The following is a 14,745-nucleotide window of genomic DNA, read 5'->3' as shown; positions in this document are numbered from 1 at the left end:
AATGATCGTGACCACCACGCCAAATGTCGAAGGCTACCAGATTGCCGATTACAAGGGCATTGTGACGGGCGAAGCGATCATGGGCGCGAACATCGTGCGCGATCTTTTCGCCAGTGTGACCGATATCATCGGCGGGCGTTCCGGAGCTTATGAGGCCAAGTTGGCCGATGCCCGCGAAACGGCCTTGTCCGAAATGACCGAAAAGGCGCGTGCCTTGGGGGCGAACGCCGTTGTTGGTGTGGATCTGGATTATGAGGTCATCGGCCAGATGCTGATGGTTTCAGCCAGCGGTACGGCGGTGCGGCTTGGCTGAACCTGTCCGACCAGAACTGACCTTTCCAGAGGACGAGGCGAAGGCGTTGGCAGATGCCTACGCACGCGCATCGACCATTCTGGAATATGGTTCCGGTGGATCAACGGTGCTGGGTGCCGAACTGGGCAAAGCCGTGTTTTCGGTTGAAAGCGACGCTGAATGGCTGCGCGGCATGCAAGACTGGTTTGAGGCCAGTCCGCCAAAGGGCAGGGTGGTTCTTCATCATGGCGACATAGGCCCGACCGGAAAATGGGGGGCGCCCGTTGGGCCGAAATCGTTTCGTCATTTTCCCGGATACGCCTTGTCGGTATGGGATAGACCCGATTTTGAGCACCCGGATGTTGTTCTGGTTGATGGCCGGTTTCGCCCGGCATGTCTGTTGACCACAGCATTTCGGATCACCCGTCCGGTCACTGTATTGGTCGACGACTATGCTGTGCGCCCACAATACCACGAGATCGAGAGTTTCCTGAAGCCCGTCCGCCTGCATGGCCGCATGGCAGAGTTTGACGTTGCGCCGACCACAATTCCGGCTGATCGCTTGAATTGGGTCATCGGCTGGTTTTTGAAGGCGCAGTAGGGATGCTTAAATTGGCCATAATCCCATCCCATTGTTGCCGCGCTTCCCGACTAGAACGCCAAATGACTGTTGGCAATTCTACCGGGGGCCAAAGTGACCATTCACATGAACGACTTTCACGAGCGTCTTGCTCGGATCGAAAGTGGCTCGACGACCAACCGCCACACGTTGTTCGTGGGCATGGACGAGAGCTATGTGATCGCGCCGCGCCTGAAAACCAAACAAAGTGCGACTGCGATCTCGAACTTTGGCTATGGGCTGGGGCGCATCTGGGCGATTTGCCTTGGCGGGCTGGCCGTGATCATTTTGGAAGTGGCCCGCTTTTGGTTGGGCCTGAACGAACCTTTGCCCGGAGACCCGATCAACGACCAAGTCGTAACCGGCGTGGTGGCGCTGATGATCGCAATCTACCTAGGGCGAAAGATGTTCACCGACCGGGAGGGGCTGATCGGTCTTCATTCGACCGGTGCGCTGATCATGACAGTGGGTATGCACAACTTCGTTCATGCGGCACCACATCTGTTCGAATTGATCTCCTCGCCGCTTTGGGTGGCAGAGGTGCTTGGTTCGGCCGAACCCTATTCCGTGCTGGTGCGCGGAGTGTCCATTCCCTTTCTGTAATCCCTTCACTGGGCGTCGGTGAAAAAATCGACCGGTTGACCGATTTGGCTCAACCGGCCTTTAGCCATTTTTCGGAACCTGCCAAAGACCGCTTTGGCCTCAATCCAAAGTCACATCATACGGATGCGGCTTTTCAGGAGATATGCGATGCTTGAGATCAAGAACCTTCACGTCAAACTCGAAGAAGAAGACAAGGTCATCCTGCGGGGTGTCGATCTTTCGGTGAAGGCCGGTGAAGTCCATGCAATCATGGGGCCGAATGGGTCGGGGAAATCGACCCTGTCCTATGTCTTGGCTGGTCGCGATGGTTACGAGGTCACTGATGGATCTGCCTCGCTGGAAGGTGAAGAACTTCTAGAGATGGAGCCGGAAGAGCGCGCTGCCGCTGGCTTGTTCCTTGCTTTCCAATACCCTGTGGAAATTCCAGGCGTGGGTAACATGACGTTCCTGCGGACCGCTGTGAACGCGCAGCGTAAGGCGCGCGGCGAAGAAGAATTATCAGCCGGCGATTTCCTGAAGGTGGTCCGGGCCAAGGCAAAGTCGTTGAAGATCGACGCCGATATGCTGAAGCGCCCGGTCAATGTGGGCTTTTCAGGTGGCGAGAAGAAGCGCAACGAAATCCTGCAGATGGCAATGCTGGAGCCGAAAATGTGCATCCTTGACGAAACGGACTCGGGTCTTGATGTCGATGCGATGAAGCTGGTTTCCGAGGGCGTCAATGCCCTGCGAGACGAGGGGCGGTCATTTCTGGTGATCACCCACTACCAGCGCCTTCTGGACCATATCAAACCGGATGTCGTGCACATCATGGCAGCCGGCCGCATCATCAAAACCGGCGGACCGGAGTTGGCTTTGGAAGTCGAGCAAAACGGGTACGCTGATATTCTGGCGGAGGTGCAGTAATGGCCTTGCCGCAAACGAAGTCAGACCTTCTTGCTGCACGGATTTCGGGGCTTTCCTTCAATCCGAAGGGGTGGCTTGGCAAGGCACGGTCTAATGCTTTGGATCGCCTGACGGCCATGGGAATGCCGATAAAGCGCGACGAATACTGGCGCTATACCGATCCAGCCTCGCTGAATGCCGCCGAAGCCCCCAAAGCCGCGCTGTTCGATAGTTCGGACGAGGCGCCGATTTTCGATGCGATCGATCGGCTGAAGCTCGTTTTTGTCGATGGTGTTTTTGATGCCAGCCAGTCCGATCCGCTGGAACTTGCCGGGGTGGAAATCATCCGGCTTGCGGATCTGACGGAAAGCGACATTCACTGGGCGCGCGATCTTTACGGTGAACTTGAGGCGCGTGGCCAAATTCCGGTTGCCCGCCCGATGGCCGCACTAAACACAGCCTTTGCAACTGACGGTATCCTGATCCGGGCGACGAAAGCGGCTTCCAAGCCTGTGGCGTTCATCTATCATCACAGTTCAGAAACATCGGATGCTATCCTTCACCACTGCATCAAGGTTGAGAAGGGCGCCGAGCTGACTATTTTGGAGAACGGGCCGGCAGCCGCACGTTTCACTAAAGTGATGGAAATTGACGTCGCGGATGGTGGCAGGTTCCACCATATTCGCGCGCAGGGTCGTGATCACGAACGTCGGGCGCACACGCATCTTTTTGCGCGTGTTGGGGCAGGGGCTTTGTTCAAATCATTTACCCTGACGGCCAACGGTCGACTGACCAGAAACGAAGCGGTCATTGAACTTGTCGGGGATGACGGAGTGGCCCATATCGCTGGTGCGACTGTTGGAGATGGCGATTTCCATCATGACGATACGGTCTTCATCACTCATGCAGCAGAGCGTTGCGAAAGCCGCCAAGTGTTCAAGAAGGTCTTGAAGAACGGGGCAGTTGGCGTTTTCCAAGGCAAGATACTTGTAAAGCCGGGCGCCCAAAAGACCGATGGCTATCAGATCAGCCAATCGCTTCTTCTGGATGATGACAGCCAGTTTCTTGCGAAGCCTGAACTGGAAATCTATGCCGATGACGTCCAGTGCAGCCACGGCTCGACCTCGGGTGCGATTGACGAAACCGCGCTTTTCTATTTGCAATCACGCGGCGTTCCGAAGTCGGTTGCAACATCGTTGTTGGTTCTAGCCTTCTTGGCGGAAGCCATCAGCGAAGTGGAAGACGAGGTGATTGCCGAAGACATCCGCCAGCGCCTTGAAAACTGGCTGCACCGCCACGAACATTAAGGATCACTGGGGAATGGCAGTAACGTCGGACATCGTGGCCAGCTGGCGGCAACCACGCGCGGCTGTTCGCCGTCATTTGCGGCGCGGTGTTTCCGAGCCGTTTGTCTTTTCGCTTCTGATGGTCTTTCTGATCGTTGCCTTCGTGGCGCAATGGCCGCTTGCCTCGCGAGAGGCGTTTGTGGCCGGAGAGCCCTCGGCAGCGCCCCGTATTCTTGCAAGAGCCTTTGCCGTTCTGGCGACCATTCCTTTTTGGTATCTGCTGGCGGCGATAAGCCGTCTGGCTGCCAAAGCTTTGGGCGGGCAGGGCAGTTGGTATAGCGCGCGCCTCGCTCTTTTCTGGGCGTTGACGACGATTACCCCACTGATGTTGTTGCAGGGGATGGTCGCTGGCATGGTGGGGCCAAGTGCCGGTTATTGGCTGGTGACAGGCGGGCTCGCGCTCGCGTTCTTCGGCTTCTGGGGCGTCATGCTACACGAGGTAGAGCGCGGATGACCTTTTCGGTGAGATCCTATCTGGAATTTGCGCGCTACAGTGTGCAAGAGCCTCGTGATGCAGCACGGCAAGTCTTGAGCGCGTCGATCCCCGTATCTGCTCGGTGGATGGGTCTGGTTCTGGCTGCCACGGTTTCGGCGATTACAGTCCATTTCTACATGGGGCTTTACCCTGTTTCGCCCGTAATGGGCGAAGAAGCCGTGCAGATCAGCCCATTTGCGACGTTTACGCTCGACTTGGTGTTCAACCTTATCGTGGTATTCCTGATCACGGTGATCGGGCGGTGGCGTGGCGGAACCGGACGACAGGAAGATGCCTTGTTGCTTGTGGTATGGCTGCAAATGATCCTGATCGTTCCGCAGGTTTTGCAGATTCTTGCCGTGATCCTGATTCCGCCATTGGCCTCGATCATTGGGATGGCTTCGGTAGGTCTTTATTTCTGGCTAATCAGTCACTTCACTGCTGAACTTCATGGTTTTAAATCAGTTGCTCGGGTATTTTTCGGCATCCTTGTCACGATGATTGCCGTGACGTTTATCATCGCCTTCTTGATGCTGCCCATCGTCGGGCAGGGAGTTTGACTATGTATGATGTCAACGCAATCCGCGCCGATTTTCCGATCTTGTCGCGCCAGGTAAATGGCAAGCCACTTGTGTACTTGGACAATGGAGCAAGCGCGCAAAAGCCCAAGGTCGTGATCGATGCGATGAATCATGCCTATTCTATGGAATATGCTAATGTTCACAGGGGTTTGCACTTCCTTTCTAACTTGGCAACCGACAAGTATGAATCGGTTCGCGGGATCGTTGCTCGTTTCCTGAATGCCGCAAGTGAAGACGAAATTGTTTTCACGACCGGAACAACCGAGGGTATCAATCTTGTTTCCTACGCATGGGCCGCGCCACGGCTGCAGGCAGGGGACGAGATCATCCTGACCGTGATGGAGCATCACGCAAATATCGTTCCGTGGCATTTCCTGCGGGAACGGCAGGGAGTTGTCCTGAAGTGGGTAGAATGTGACGCGAATGGCGACATTGATCCAAATGCAGTTATTGAAGCGATTGGCCCGAAGACAAAACTTGTGGCCGTCACCCAAATGTCAAATGTGCTAGGAACGGTTGTTGATGTGGCGGCGATTTGCAAAGCCGCGCGCGATCGGGGTGTTCCAGTTCTTGTTGATGGATCTCAGGCTGCGGTACATCAGCCGGTAGATGTGCAGGCGATTGGCTGTGATTTTTATGCGATCACCGGACATAAGCTTTATGGGCCAAGTGGTTCTGGGGCGATGTTCATCCGTCGTGAACGCATGGCAGAGATGCGGCCGTTCCTTGGGGGCGGTGACATGATCCGCGAAGTGACACGCGATGCAGTCAGCTATAACGATCCACCAATGAAGTTCGAAGCCGGGACTCCCGGTATCGTTCAGCAAATTGGCATGGGCGTCGCCTTGGATTATATGATGTCCATCGGCATGGATCAGATTGCTGCGCATGAGCGTGCATTGCGGGATTATGCGCAAAAGAGGCTTTCGGGTCTGAATTGGTTGAATATTCAGGGAAATTCAAAAACCAAGGGTGCAATTTTCAGCTTTACGTTACAGGGCGCAGCGCACGCCCATGATATCTCGACTGTCTTGGATAAGCGCGGAATTGCTGTCCGGGCGGGAACACATTGTGCCATGCCGTTGATGGATCATATGGGCGTCGGTGCGACATGCCGGGCGTCCTTTGGCATGTACAACACAAAATCAGAAGTGGACTCTTTGGTTTCTGCCTTGGAACTGTGTCACGAGCTTTTTGCTTAAACCTGTGTTGCAGTCACCGTGCCTTGCCGCTATAGCAAAGCCAACGCACCCATAGCTCAGCTGGATAGAGCGTTGCCCTCCGAAGGCAAAGGCCGCACGTTCGAATCGTGCTGGGTGCGCCAACTTTCAAACAGTTGGAAACAGGGCGGTTTCCCATTAGGGGGAACTTAATTATGGCTAATCAGAAAATCTGATAATCAATATTATGTAAAGTAAACTTCAGCTAGACCGCGCGGATTTGGCCCTGTATGCAGCGCGAATGCCTTAGGAGACGCAAGATGTTCGACCGTTCCATCAAAATCGCCCCGTCCATTCTGTCAGCGGACTTTGCCAATTTTGGTGCTGAATGTCGTGCCATTGAAGCTCAAGGCGCAGACTGGGTTCATGTTGACGTCATGGACGGCCACTTTGTTCCGAACCTGACCTTCGGACCCTCAACTTGCGCTGCCATCCGTAAACACATTAAAGGCGTTATGGACGTTCATTTGATGATCGCGCCGGTCGACTCCTACATTGAAGCTTATGCGAAAGCTGGTGCTGACGTGATCACGGCGCATCTGGAATCTGGTCCGCATATTCATCGCACCTTGCAAGCGATCCGTCTTGCCGGTGCCAAGGCAGGCCTTGCAATCAACCCAGGCACTGGGCTTGACCAGGTTCCATACCTGCTCGACATGGTTGACTTGATTTGTGTCATGACCGTGAATCCGGGCTTTGGCGGCCAGAAATTCATTCAAAGCCAAGTTGATAAGGTTAAAAAACTCCGTCAGATGATTGGCGCCCGTCCTATCCATATCGAGATTGATGGTGGCGTCACGGTTGAAACCGCTCCGCTGGTTGCTGCTGCTGGTGCTGACGTCTTGGTGGCCGGTTCGGCCGTTTTCTCCGGTGGGTCGGTAGATCTGCCTGAAGTCTATGGTGCGAATATCGCAAAGATCCGTGCGGCGGCGGTTGAAGCGCAGTCGTAAAGGGCTTTCTTTTCTCGAATGCGCCTGTGGTTTCAGCTGCGAAAATATATATTCACATCTTGCAATATAAATAGCGCTTCGATATCTCCAGTAAAGTCGTAAGACAGGAGCGCGGCATGAAACGCTATTTCCCCATTCTGAATTGGGCGCCTAACTATGACCAAGCGACGCTGACCAACGATTTGGTGGCGGCGATCATTGTCACAATCATGCTGATCCCGCAATCTCTTGCCTATGCTCTGCTTGCCGGTCTTCCGGCTGAAGTCGGGCTTTATGCTTCGATTGCGCCGCTTGTTCTTTATGCAATATTCGGAACGTCCAGCACATTGGCCGTCGGGCCAGTCGCCGTGGTAAGTCTTATGACGGCCGCTTCAGTCGGCAAACTGGCGGCGGCAGGCACACCAGAGTATTTGGGCGCTGCTATTGCCATGGCAGTGGCATCAGGGTTGATGCTGTTGGCTATGGGGCTTCTTCGTTTGGGCTTTATAGCAAACTTTCTTAGTCATCCAGTTATTTCCGGCTTCATCACGGCATCAGGCATCCTGATTGCGACCAGTCAAATTCCGGGAATATTGGGCATCAAGGCATCCGGACACACGATGCCAGAGGTTCTTGGAGGCATCTTTGCCAACCTGCTGAATACGAACGTGTTTACGCTGTTGATCGGCGGATTTGGCGTCGGCTTCTTGTGGTGGTCTCGCAGCCGAATGAAGTCGGTTCTTAAGGCCAATGGCGTCAGTGACAAACTTTCCTCCTTGCTCGTTCGGGCAGCCCCAGTTGGAGCTGTCGCCTTGACCACGGTAGTCGCCTGGGGGTTTGGATTGGGCGATCGAGGCGTTGCGCTTGTCGGAGATATCCCTTCAGGACTGCCAACACCCGCCCTGCCCCCGCTTGATATGGATCTGTGGGCCGCAATTCTTACGCCTGCAGCCCTGATCTCATTGGTCGGTTATGTTGAAACGGTTTCAGTCGCACAGACCCTTGCTGCGAAGCGTCGCCAAAGAATCGATCCGGATCAGGAACTGGTCGCCCTTGGCATGTCTAATCTTGGTGCCGGCCTGTCAGGGGGCTTTCCTGTCACAGGAGGCTTTGCGCGGTCGGTCGTTAACTTTGACGCAGGAGCCGAGACGCCAGCAGCAGGAGCATATACGGCAGTTGGAATGGCTCTCGCGACCCTGTTTCTAACCCCCCTGCTCTATCATCTTCCCAAAGCTACTCTTGCCGCGACGATTATCGTGGCGGTTCTTGGGCTTGTCGATCTGGGGGCGCTTCGCCGCACCTACCTTGTCAGCAAGGCCGATGGCGCCGCTGCTGGTGCAACGATCTTTGTCACCCTCGTCTTCGGAGTTGAACCGGGAATTGCTTCTGGCGTGCTACTTTCGATCGCGTTGCATCTGTGGCGGACGACCAAACCGCATTTCGCGGTCATCGGGCAGGTTTCTGGCACAGAACACTACCGGAACATCGAGCGCCACAATGTGATGACGGTTCCAGACGTCTTGTCTATTCGCGTAGATGAGGCTCTGTACTTCCCGAATGCACGTTGGCTAGAAGATACAGTCATGGCGCGCGTTGTCGACAATCCGATGATCCGGGCGGTTGTTCTAAACTGCGTTGCGGTGAACGATATTGATAGCTCTGCTATTGAAAGTCTTGAGGCGATCAATACTCGTCTAAAAGACGCTGGTGTTGTGCTCCATCTTGCCGAAGTGAAGGGCCCAATTATGGATCGCCTGAAGCGCACGCATTTGGTCGATGAATTGACCGGTGACGTTCATTTGACCCAGTACGATGCAATGCTTGCCCTATCGCCAGAACTTACCCAACGCACGCGCGCTATGCCACGCAGGAACATTGCCTGATTGAAGTTCAGGCATTCAAATGAGTTTAGACTGTCGGAGCCAAGCAATCTTGTCGATCTACTTTGACCGAATGGTTCATTCGGTCTAGAACGTTCACAGGGATAGGGAATATCCAAAGATTAGGTCTTGCTCGGGGAAGAACAATGACGGCTGTGCTGCAGCTTTTAACGCGCATTGCTGAAGCCAAATCAGTGGACGAGGTTTGGGCATTAGCCGCGGGTTTCTTTCAGCCTCTTGGCCTGTCGCGAATGAATTATGGGTTCACTCGGTTTCTTCACGAACGCAGCGTCGGCGATCCCGATGATGCCATTTTTCTTACAACGGGCGATAGTGAGTATGCTCGCCGTTATTTCTATAACGGTCTTTACGCGCGCACACCTGTCTATCGTTGGGCCGTTGCTAATTCCGGTGCCTGCACCTGGCGTTGGGTGAAAGAGGCCTATGACGCAGGAAAGCTGACGCCTGACGAAAAAGAAGCGGTTGAGTTGAATGCGGCAATGGGAATCTTTGCGGGAATATCCATAAGCTTTCCGGAAAGTACAACGCGGTCCAAAGGAGCCTTGGGGCTGGTGGCCGATCCTGGAATGACCCACGATCAGGTTGAAGCCTTGTTCGAGGCCAAGAAAGACGAAATTCTGGCTGTCGCGCATATGATGCATCTGAAGATCATCCTACTGCCGCAATCGCCGACGAAGCGCAGCTTGACGGAGCGCCAGCGTCAGGCATTGGAATGGGTGGCTGACGGCAAGACGACGCAAGACGTTGCGCTCTTGATGGAGGTTTCGGCCGCCATGGTAGAAAAGCATCTTAGGCTTGCCAGAGAGGCCCTTTCTGTCGAGACGACAACTCAGGCCGTTGCCAAAGCTTCGCTGCTGAACATCATCTTTCAGCGTCCAGCCCAGCAGTCTGGCGGAAGCAAGCACTAAACCATTGTTTACGGGTAAGGATATCCTGACTTACCCAGCGTCAACTTTAGACGCATGTTGATCTTGTTCCGTGAGTGGTGGCCTTCGGGCTTTGGAACGGCAGGTGGCAGACGATGCATTTTCATCGGCTTGCCACCTGTGTCAGATCAGTCGGGAAGTTCCCCTCTCTGCTGATCAAACCTGCCTTGCTCGTGTATTTTCGCGAGATCGGCAGAACACCGATTGCGCCCTGTCCTCATCCCCATGGGTCGGCGCAGGGGACGGTTCATCCTGGGGATGGACCGTCCTTATCTTCCTAAGACTGTTTTCATTTATTGATTGGCACAAGAAAAAGGGCGGTCTTTCGACCGCCCTTCTTTTCATTTCGGAGAGATGAAAATCAGCCCTGAAGGACTTTCGCAACTTCAGCAGCGAAATCTTCTTCTTTCTTTTCGACGCCTTCACCGACAGCAAGGCGAACAAAGCCGGTCACTTCAACGCCTGCTTCTTTAGCAGCCTGCTCGACAGTGATGTCCGGGTTCATCACGAAGGGCTGGTTCAGCAGAGTGACTTCCTTCAGGAACTTCTGCATACGGCCCGGAATGATGTTGTTCTGGATAACGGCTTCTGGCTTCGGCTTGGCCGAGTTCGCGTTCTCTTCCAGAGCTTTTTGCGTCTGAACGGTGCGCTCGCGCTCAACCACTTCCGGGTCCAGAGCAGCTTCCGACAGGGCCAGAGGCGAGGTTGCAGCGATGTGCATCGCCAACTGCTTGCCAATACCGTTGTCGGTGCCCTTCATGGCAACCAGAACGCCGATCTTGCCCAGGCCGTCAGCCGCAGCGTTGTGCACATAAGCTGCAACAGCATCGCCCTCAACCGAGGCCATGCGGCGCAGGGTCAGGTTTTCGCCGATGGTCGCGATCGCCGAAGTCAGCGTATCGGCAACAGATTTGCCGCCCATGTCAGCCGCTTTCAGGGCTTCGATGTCAGCAGCCTTCAGGCCGGTTGCGGTGAAGCTGCGAACCAGGTTCTGGAAGTCAGCGTTCTTCGCAACGAAGTCGGTTTCCGAGTTGACTTCGACGGCAACCCCACGGCCACCCTCAACAGCAACGCCCACCAGACCTTCAGCGGCGACACGGCCGGCTTTCTTGGCGGCGGTTGCAAGACCCTTGGTGCGCAGCCAGTCAACAGCGGCTTCCATGTCGCCGTTGGTTTCGGTCAGCGCCTTCTTGGCATCCATCATGCCTGCGCCGGTGGATTCGCGCAGTTCTTTCACCATTGCAGCGGTGATCGTCATAGCAGACTCCTGAATTTGGAATGGGTCGGCGGGGAATTACCCCCGCCGCATAACAATCAGATAACAGTCAGCTTCGCCAATCAGGCGTCAGCGACTGCTTCTTCTTCCGGGGCAGCTTCCAAGGCGCCAAGGTCAACACCGGCGGCGCCGAGTTGGGCCGACATGCCATCAAGCGCGGCACGAGCAACCAGATCGCAGTACAGAGCGATTGCGCGAGCAGCGTCGTCGTTGCCCGGGATCACATAGTCCACACCCTTTGGCGAGCAGTTGGTGTCGACAACGGCGACGACCGGAATGCCCAGCTTCTTGGCTTCGAGGATTGCGAGGTCTTCCTTACCAACATCGATGATGAAGATCAGGTCAGGGGTGCCGCCCATTTCACGGATCCCGCCCAGCGAAGCCTGCAGCTTGGCCTGATCGCGTTCCATGTTCAGACGTTCTTTTTTGGTCAGGCCTTCGCCGCCAGAAGCCATGATCTCATCAATCTGCTTCAGACGCTGGATCGACTGGGAAACGGTCTTCCAGTTGGTCAGCGTGCCACCCAGCCAACGGTGGTTCATGTAGTACTGAGCGCACTTTTCAGCGGCGTCAGCGATCGGCTTCTGAGCCTGACGCTTGGTGCCGACGAACAGAATGCGGCCGCCTTTAGCGACGGTGTCGCGAACAACCTTCAGAGCCTGATCCAGCATTGGAACAGTCTGGGTAAGGTCGAGAATGTGAATGCCGTTACGGTCGCCGTAGATGTATTCACCCATCTTCGGGTTCCAGCGCTGAGTCTGGTGGCCGTAGTGAACGCCAGCTTCAAGCAGCTGACGCATGGAAAACTCGGGGAGCGCCATGTCCATTTCCTTTCCGGTTTGCGCCTCAGCGGGTGATTTCAGGCTTACGCCCAACCGGTGGACTGATCAGGATTTCTCCCCGATGCAGCCCGCACCCGCCTGTGAAGTGGGGCGTCCTTATCCTGCACCCGGCAGGAACGCAAGAGCGCGACTGGCCATCTGTGACCGAAATCCGCGAATTTTATCGAAGTTGAGTTTAGGTCAGTCCGGAAGCTTAGCAGGATTTTGGACTTTCACGCCATTTTCCTTGCCATTGGGGTACACAAGTCCCGCAGAGATGATCAGCTTGGCTGCATCCTCGATTTTCATATCGAGGTAAATCACGTCGTTTTCCGAAACATAAAGGAGGAAACCCGAAGTGGGGTTCGGTGTCGTTGGAAGAAAGACTGAGATCACTTCTTCATATCCGGCCTTGTTCAATTTGGCCTGCAACTCACCCTTGGCCTTTGTCGAGACGAAGCCAATCGCCCAGATATTTTCCTTGGGATACTCGACCAGACATGCCCTCTCAAAGTTCGTCTCCGTCTGGGCAAAGACGGTTTCAGCAATCTGCTTGATGCCATTATAGATGGAGCGCACCACTGGCATACGGTCGACAAGACGTTCGGCCCAATGCAAGAGAGACCGCCCCATAAGACCCTTGGCTATCCAGCCAATAACCACGGTGAACACAAGGAAAACGACAACGCCAACGCCCCGCACCGGGATGGTGGCCTCTGGTCCAAAGATTTCACGGACCAGAACTTCAGGTTTCCAAGGGCCCGGAATAAGCGGCAAGATCCATGCGTCGATCCACCCGATGACGGTCCAGATCAGATAGATCGTCAACCCGATCGGTAAAACCACGACAAGCCCCGTCAAGAACGAGGCGCGCAATCCCGCTAGGATACTCCGGCGTTTCTGAGAGTTTTGGTCTGTCATCATGGCTCCCTGACAGCGGCAACTTAGGGAGCGTTTGCGATTGGCACAATGGGCGAGGTTATCTTTCCGACTCCGTCCGCGCAAATTTGATTTCTGATTTCAAGAAATTGATGAAATACCAATCTTTGGCCAAGCCTTGCGACGTCACTTGTTAGCCAATGATGCCGCAATCGCCGAAGCCAGTCTTGCGTTGTTCAGCACCAGCGCGATGTTCGACTCGAGTGAACGACCGGCAGTCAGTTCAAAAATGTGCTGCAAAAGGAACGGGGTCACCGCCTTTGCTGAAATGCCTTTTTCCTCGGCTTCGGAGAGCGCGGTTTCGATAACCGGCATGATCTCGGAGCGAGGAATTTCATTTTGTTCCGGAATGGGGTTCGCCACCAATTGTCCACCCGGCAAGCCCAAGGTTCGGCGCATCAGATGAGACGCAGCAATTTCATCGGGTGAATTCATGCGCAATGGCGCCCGCAACCCAGAAGATCGGGACCAGAAAGCGGGGAAATCGTCTTGGCCAAAAGCGATAACCGGAACGCCTTGTGTTTCCAGCACCTCAAGCGTCTTCGGCAGGTCCAGAATTGCCTTGGCGCCTGCTGCAACGACGGTCACCGGCGTCGCGGCAAGTTCCAGCAAATCGGCAGAGATATCAAAGCTCAGCTCTGCGCCCCGATGCACACCGCCAATGCCGCCGGTAGCAAAGACAGAAATCCCGGCGAGGTGAGCACAAATCATTGTGGCGGCAACCGTCGTTGCGCCTGTGCCTTTTGTGGCTATGCAGGCAGCAAGATCGGCACGGCTTAACTTGGCCACCTGCGAGGCTTTACCCAGATTTTCCAGTTCATCCTCTGTCAGACCGACATGGATGCAGCCATTCATGATCGCGATGGTTGCCGGAACAGCACCCGAAGCGCGCACCTCAGCCTCTACCCGTCTTGCAGTTTCAACATTCTGGGGCCAAGGCATGCCGTGCGTGATGATCGTGGACTCAAGCGCAACGATCGGCTCACCGGCCTTGCGCGCCGCCTCCACCTCTGGAGCAAATTTCAGCGGTGCTGTCATGATCCGATCTCTCCTGAAACATAGTCGGCAGCAGCTCTCAGGGCGGCGGATAGCGCCTCTTCCCGAGAGGAACCGCGCCTTTCGGCAACTATATGAGCGGCCATGAAAGTGTCGCCTGCGCCTGTGACACGGGCGACCAGAACCTCAGGGGGCGTTCCGTAGATCACGCCTTTGCCTCTCGTGCCTTCAGCTGCCATTCTTCCACCATCGGTCACTAGGACCCGCACCGCTCCACGCGCCAACAAAGCTTCGGCGCCCTCTGTGGCCGACTTCGCATCCGCTTTGGCGATAATGTTGGCTTCTTCCAAATTGACATAAAGCGTCGCGGTGGAATGGTTCAGCAACGGGATCAACCGTTCTGCTTTGCCGGGGCTTGCCGGCGCGACGCGTAGATCAGCAGCCACGAACAGCGCAGAAGAGGCAATTTCTGTCAGTAAGGAAAGTGTCAGATTGCCATCCAAGGCAATCAAACCGTTGTATGGAGCCTCTCTTCGACCAAGACGCCCATCTTCCAGTGGCCGCAGGATCTTGTCCCCCGCCTGTTCCAAGGAATGTGCATCTGCTATTGCCGAAATCAGACCATTCGCGCCTTCAATCGCCATATAGCGATCAGTTGGCAAATCCTCCGACCGATAAACCGCGCTGCAATCCATTCCCATGCGGGTGCAGGCGGCAATAAGTTCGTCCCCCTCGGGGTCTCGGCCGATGGCGGTAAGCAACGCAGGCTTTAACCCTAAGCGGGACAAGGTCATGGCAATATTCATTGCCACACCACCAGGCACACGTGTGATCCGGCCCGGAACATCTGATCCAACGCGCATCGACGCGTTGGACCTGCCTATGATGTCCCACAGGACAGATCCTATGCAAAGTATATCGCTCATCTGTCCTTGATGG

16 protein-coding genes and 1 tRNA gene are annotated in these 14,745 nt (G+C 55.2%); 12 read left to right on the top strand and 5 right to left on the bottom strand.

Annotated features, from left to right (window positions below):
• The first annotated feature begins 1 nt into the window (after position 1).
• The 12 genes from ACSBLW_RS03995 (at position 2) to ACSBLW_RS03940 (ending at position 9,756) form a co-directional block, all read left to right on the top strand.
• Positions 2–313 (top strand): heavy metal-binding domain-containing protein, encoded by a 312-nt coding sequence (locus ACSBLW_RS03995; protein WP_435258944.1) that lies wholly within the window; start codon positions 2–4, stop codon positions 311–313.
• Entirely contained in the window at positions 306–893 is a 588-nt protein-coding gene (locus ACSBLW_RS03990) for a hypothetical protein (RefSeq protein ID WP_435258943.1), read from the top strand. Before ACSBLW_RS03995 ends, ACSBLW_RS03990 begins: the two co-directional genes overlap by 8 nt.
• A gap of 105 nt (positions 894–998) precedes the next feature.
• Positions 999–1,514, top strand: a complete 516-nt coding sequence (locus ACSBLW_RS03985; protein WP_435258942.1) for a hypothetical protein — start codon at positions 999–1,001, stop codon at positions 1,512–1,514.
• A gap of 147 nt (positions 1,515–1,661) precedes the next feature.
• Positions 1,662–2,417: a Fe-S cluster assembly ATPase SufC gene (sufC, locus tag ACSBLW_RS03980; protein WP_435258941.1), complete on the top strand. Its 756-nt coding sequence runs from the start codon at positions 1,662–1,664 to the stop codon at positions 2,415–2,417.
• Positions 2,417–3,703, top strand: coding sequence for a SufB/SufD family protein (locus ACSBLW_RS03975; protein ID WP_435258940.1), 1,287 nt, complete (start codon positions 2,417–2,419; stop codon positions 3,701–3,703). The genes sufC and ACSBLW_RS03975 overlap by 1 nt, the downstream gene beginning before the upstream one ends.
• Positions 3,704–3,716: 13 nt before the next feature.
• On the top strand, positions 3,717–4,196 hold the full coding sequence (locus tag ACSBLW_RS03970) for a YIP1 family protein (protein ID WP_435258939.1): 480 nt from the start codon (positions 3,717–3,719) through the stop codon (positions 4,194–4,196).
• Positions 4,193–4,777, top strand: a complete 585-nt coding sequence (locus tag ACSBLW_RS03965; RefSeq protein ID WP_435258938.1) for a Yip1 family protein — start codon at positions 4,193–4,195, stop codon at positions 4,775–4,777. Before ACSBLW_RS03970 ends, ACSBLW_RS03965 begins: the two co-directional genes overlap by 4 nt.
• A 2-nt stretch (positions 4,778–4,779) precedes the next feature.
• On the top strand, positions 4,780–6,000 hold the full coding sequence (locus ACSBLW_RS03960; protein ID WP_435258937.1) for a cysteine desulfurase: 1,221 nt from the start codon (positions 4,780–4,782) through the stop codon (positions 5,998–6,000).
• 45 nt (positions 6,001–6,045) lie between these two features.
• A tRNA-Arg gene (locus ACSBLW_RS03955) sits at positions 6,046–6,122 on the top strand.
• A 156-nt stretch (positions 6,123–6,278) separates the two neighbouring features.
• Entirely contained in the window at positions 6,279–6,968 is a 690-nt protein-coding gene (gene rpe / locus ACSBLW_RS03950; protein WP_435258936.1) for a ribulose-phosphate 3-epimerase, read from the top strand.
• Positions 6,969–7,084: 116 nt separating this feature from the next.
• Positions 7,085–8,830: a SulP family inorganic anion transporter gene (locus tag ACSBLW_RS03945; RefSeq protein WP_435258935.1), complete on the top strand. Its 1,746-nt coding sequence runs from the start codon at positions 7,085–7,087 to the stop codon at positions 8,828–8,830.
• A 143-nt stretch (positions 8,831–8,973) separates the two neighbouring features.
• The gene (locus ACSBLW_RS03940) at positions 8,974–9,756 is read left to right on the top strand and encodes a helix-turn-helix transcriptional regulator (RefSeq protein WP_435258934.1); all 783 of its coding nucleotides are present in this window, start codon (positions 8,974–8,976) and stop codon (positions 9,754–9,756) included.
• Between the two features lie 379 nt (positions 9,757–10,135).
• Here ACSBLW_RS03940 and tsf read toward each other — a convergent pair whose 3' ends face one another.
• The 5 genes from tsf to ACSBLW_RS03915 form a co-directional block, all read right to left on the bottom strand.
• Positions 10,136–11,032: a translation elongation factor Ts gene (tsf, locus tag ACSBLW_RS03935; protein ID WP_435258933.1), complete on the bottom strand. Its 897-nt coding sequence runs from the start codon at positions 11,030–11,032 to the stop codon at positions 10,136–10,138.
• 80 nt (positions 11,033–11,112) lie between these two features.
• Complete coding sequence (gene rpsB / locus ACSBLW_RS03930; RefSeq protein ID WP_435258932.1) at positions 11,113–11,877, bottom strand: 30S ribosomal protein S2; 765 nt, start codon at positions 11,875–11,877, stop codon at positions 11,113–11,115.
• Between the two features lie 195 nt (positions 11,878–12,072).
• Positions 12,073–12,792, bottom strand: a complete 720-nt coding sequence (locus ACSBLW_RS03925) for a DUF502 domain-containing protein (RefSeq protein ID WP_435258931.1) — start codon at positions 12,790–12,792, stop codon at positions 12,073–12,075.
• A gap of 144 nt (positions 12,793–12,936) precedes the next feature.
• A complete protein-coding gene (locus ACSBLW_RS03920) occupies positions 12,937–13,848 on the bottom strand; it encodes a pseudouridine-5'-phosphate glycosidase (RefSeq protein ID WP_435258930.1) in 912 nt (303 codons plus the stop codon).
• Positions 13,845–14,732: a PfkB family carbohydrate kinase gene (locus ACSBLW_RS03915; RefSeq protein ID WP_435258929.1), complete on the bottom strand. Its 888-nt coding sequence runs from the start codon at positions 14,730–14,732 to the stop codon at positions 13,845–13,847. Before ACSBLW_RS03915 ends, ACSBLW_RS03920 begins: the two co-directional genes overlap by 4 nt.
• Between the last annotated feature and the right edge of the window lie 13 nt (positions 14,733–14,745).

The sequence above is a fragment of the Thioclava sp. FR2 genome (genome assembly GCF_051200875.1).
Taxonomy (GTDB): Bacteria; Pseudomonadota; Alphaproteobacteria; order Rhodobacterales; family Rhodobacteraceae; genus Pseudotabrizicola.
This window is presented reverse-complemented; position numbering and strand designations above follow the sequence as displayed.

Coding starts and splice junctions, on each gene's coding strand:
- ACSBLW_RS03995 (WP_435258944.1), top strand. CDS start 2: ATGATCGTGACCACCACGCCAAATGTCGAAGGCTACCAGATTGCCGAT.
- ACSBLW_RS03985 (WP_435258942.1), top strand. CDS start 999: ATGAACGACTTTCACGAGCGTCTTGCTCGGATCGAAAGTGGCTCGACG.
- sufC (WP_435258941.1), top strand. CDS start 1,662: ATGCTTGAGATCAAGAACCTTCACGTCAAACTCGAAGAAGAAGACAAG.
- ACSBLW_RS03975 (WP_435258940.1), top strand. CDS start 2,417: ATGGCCTTGCCGCAAACGAAGTCAGACCTTCTTGCTGCACGGATTTCG.
- ACSBLW_RS03970 (WP_435258939.1), top strand. CDS start 3,717: ATGGCAGTAACGTCGGACATCGTGGCCAGCTGGCGGCAACCACGCGCG.
- ACSBLW_RS03965 (WP_435258938.1), top strand. CDS start 4,193: ATGACCTTTTCGGTGAGATCCTATCTGGAATTTGCGCGCTACAGTGTG.
- ACSBLW_RS03960 (WP_435258937.1), top strand. CDS start 4,780: ATGTATGATGTCAACGCAATCCGCGCCGATTTTCCGATCTTGTCGCGC.
- rpe (WP_435258936.1), top strand. CDS start 6,279: ATGTTCGACCGTTCCATCAAAATCGCCCCGTCCATTCTGTCAGCGGAC.
- ACSBLW_RS03945 (WP_435258935.1), top strand. CDS start 7,085: ATGAAACGCTATTTCCCCATTCTGAATTGGGCGCCTAACTATGACCAA.
- ACSBLW_RS03940 (WP_435258934.1), top strand. CDS start 8,974: ATGACGGCTGTGCTGCAGCTTTTAACGCGCATTGCTGAAGCCAAATCA.
- tsf (WP_435258933.1), bottom strand. CDS start 11,032: ATGACGATCACCGCTGCAATGGTGAAAGAACTGCGCGAATCCACCGGC.
- rpsB (WP_435258932.1), bottom strand. CDS start 11,877: ATGGACATGGCGCTCCCCGAGTTTTCCATGCGTCAGCTGCTTGAAGCT.
- ACSBLW_RS03925 (WP_435258931.1), bottom strand. CDS start 12,792: ATGACAGACCAAAACTCTCAGAAACGCCGGAGTATCCTAGCGGGATTG.
- ACSBLW_RS03920 (WP_435258930.1), bottom strand. CDS start 13,848: ATGACAGCACCGCTGAAATTTGCTCCAGAGGTGGAGGCGGCGCGCAAG.
- ACSBLW_RS03915 (WP_435258929.1), bottom strand. CDS start 14,732: ATGAGCGATATACTTTGCATAGGATCTGTCCTGTGGGACATCATAGGC.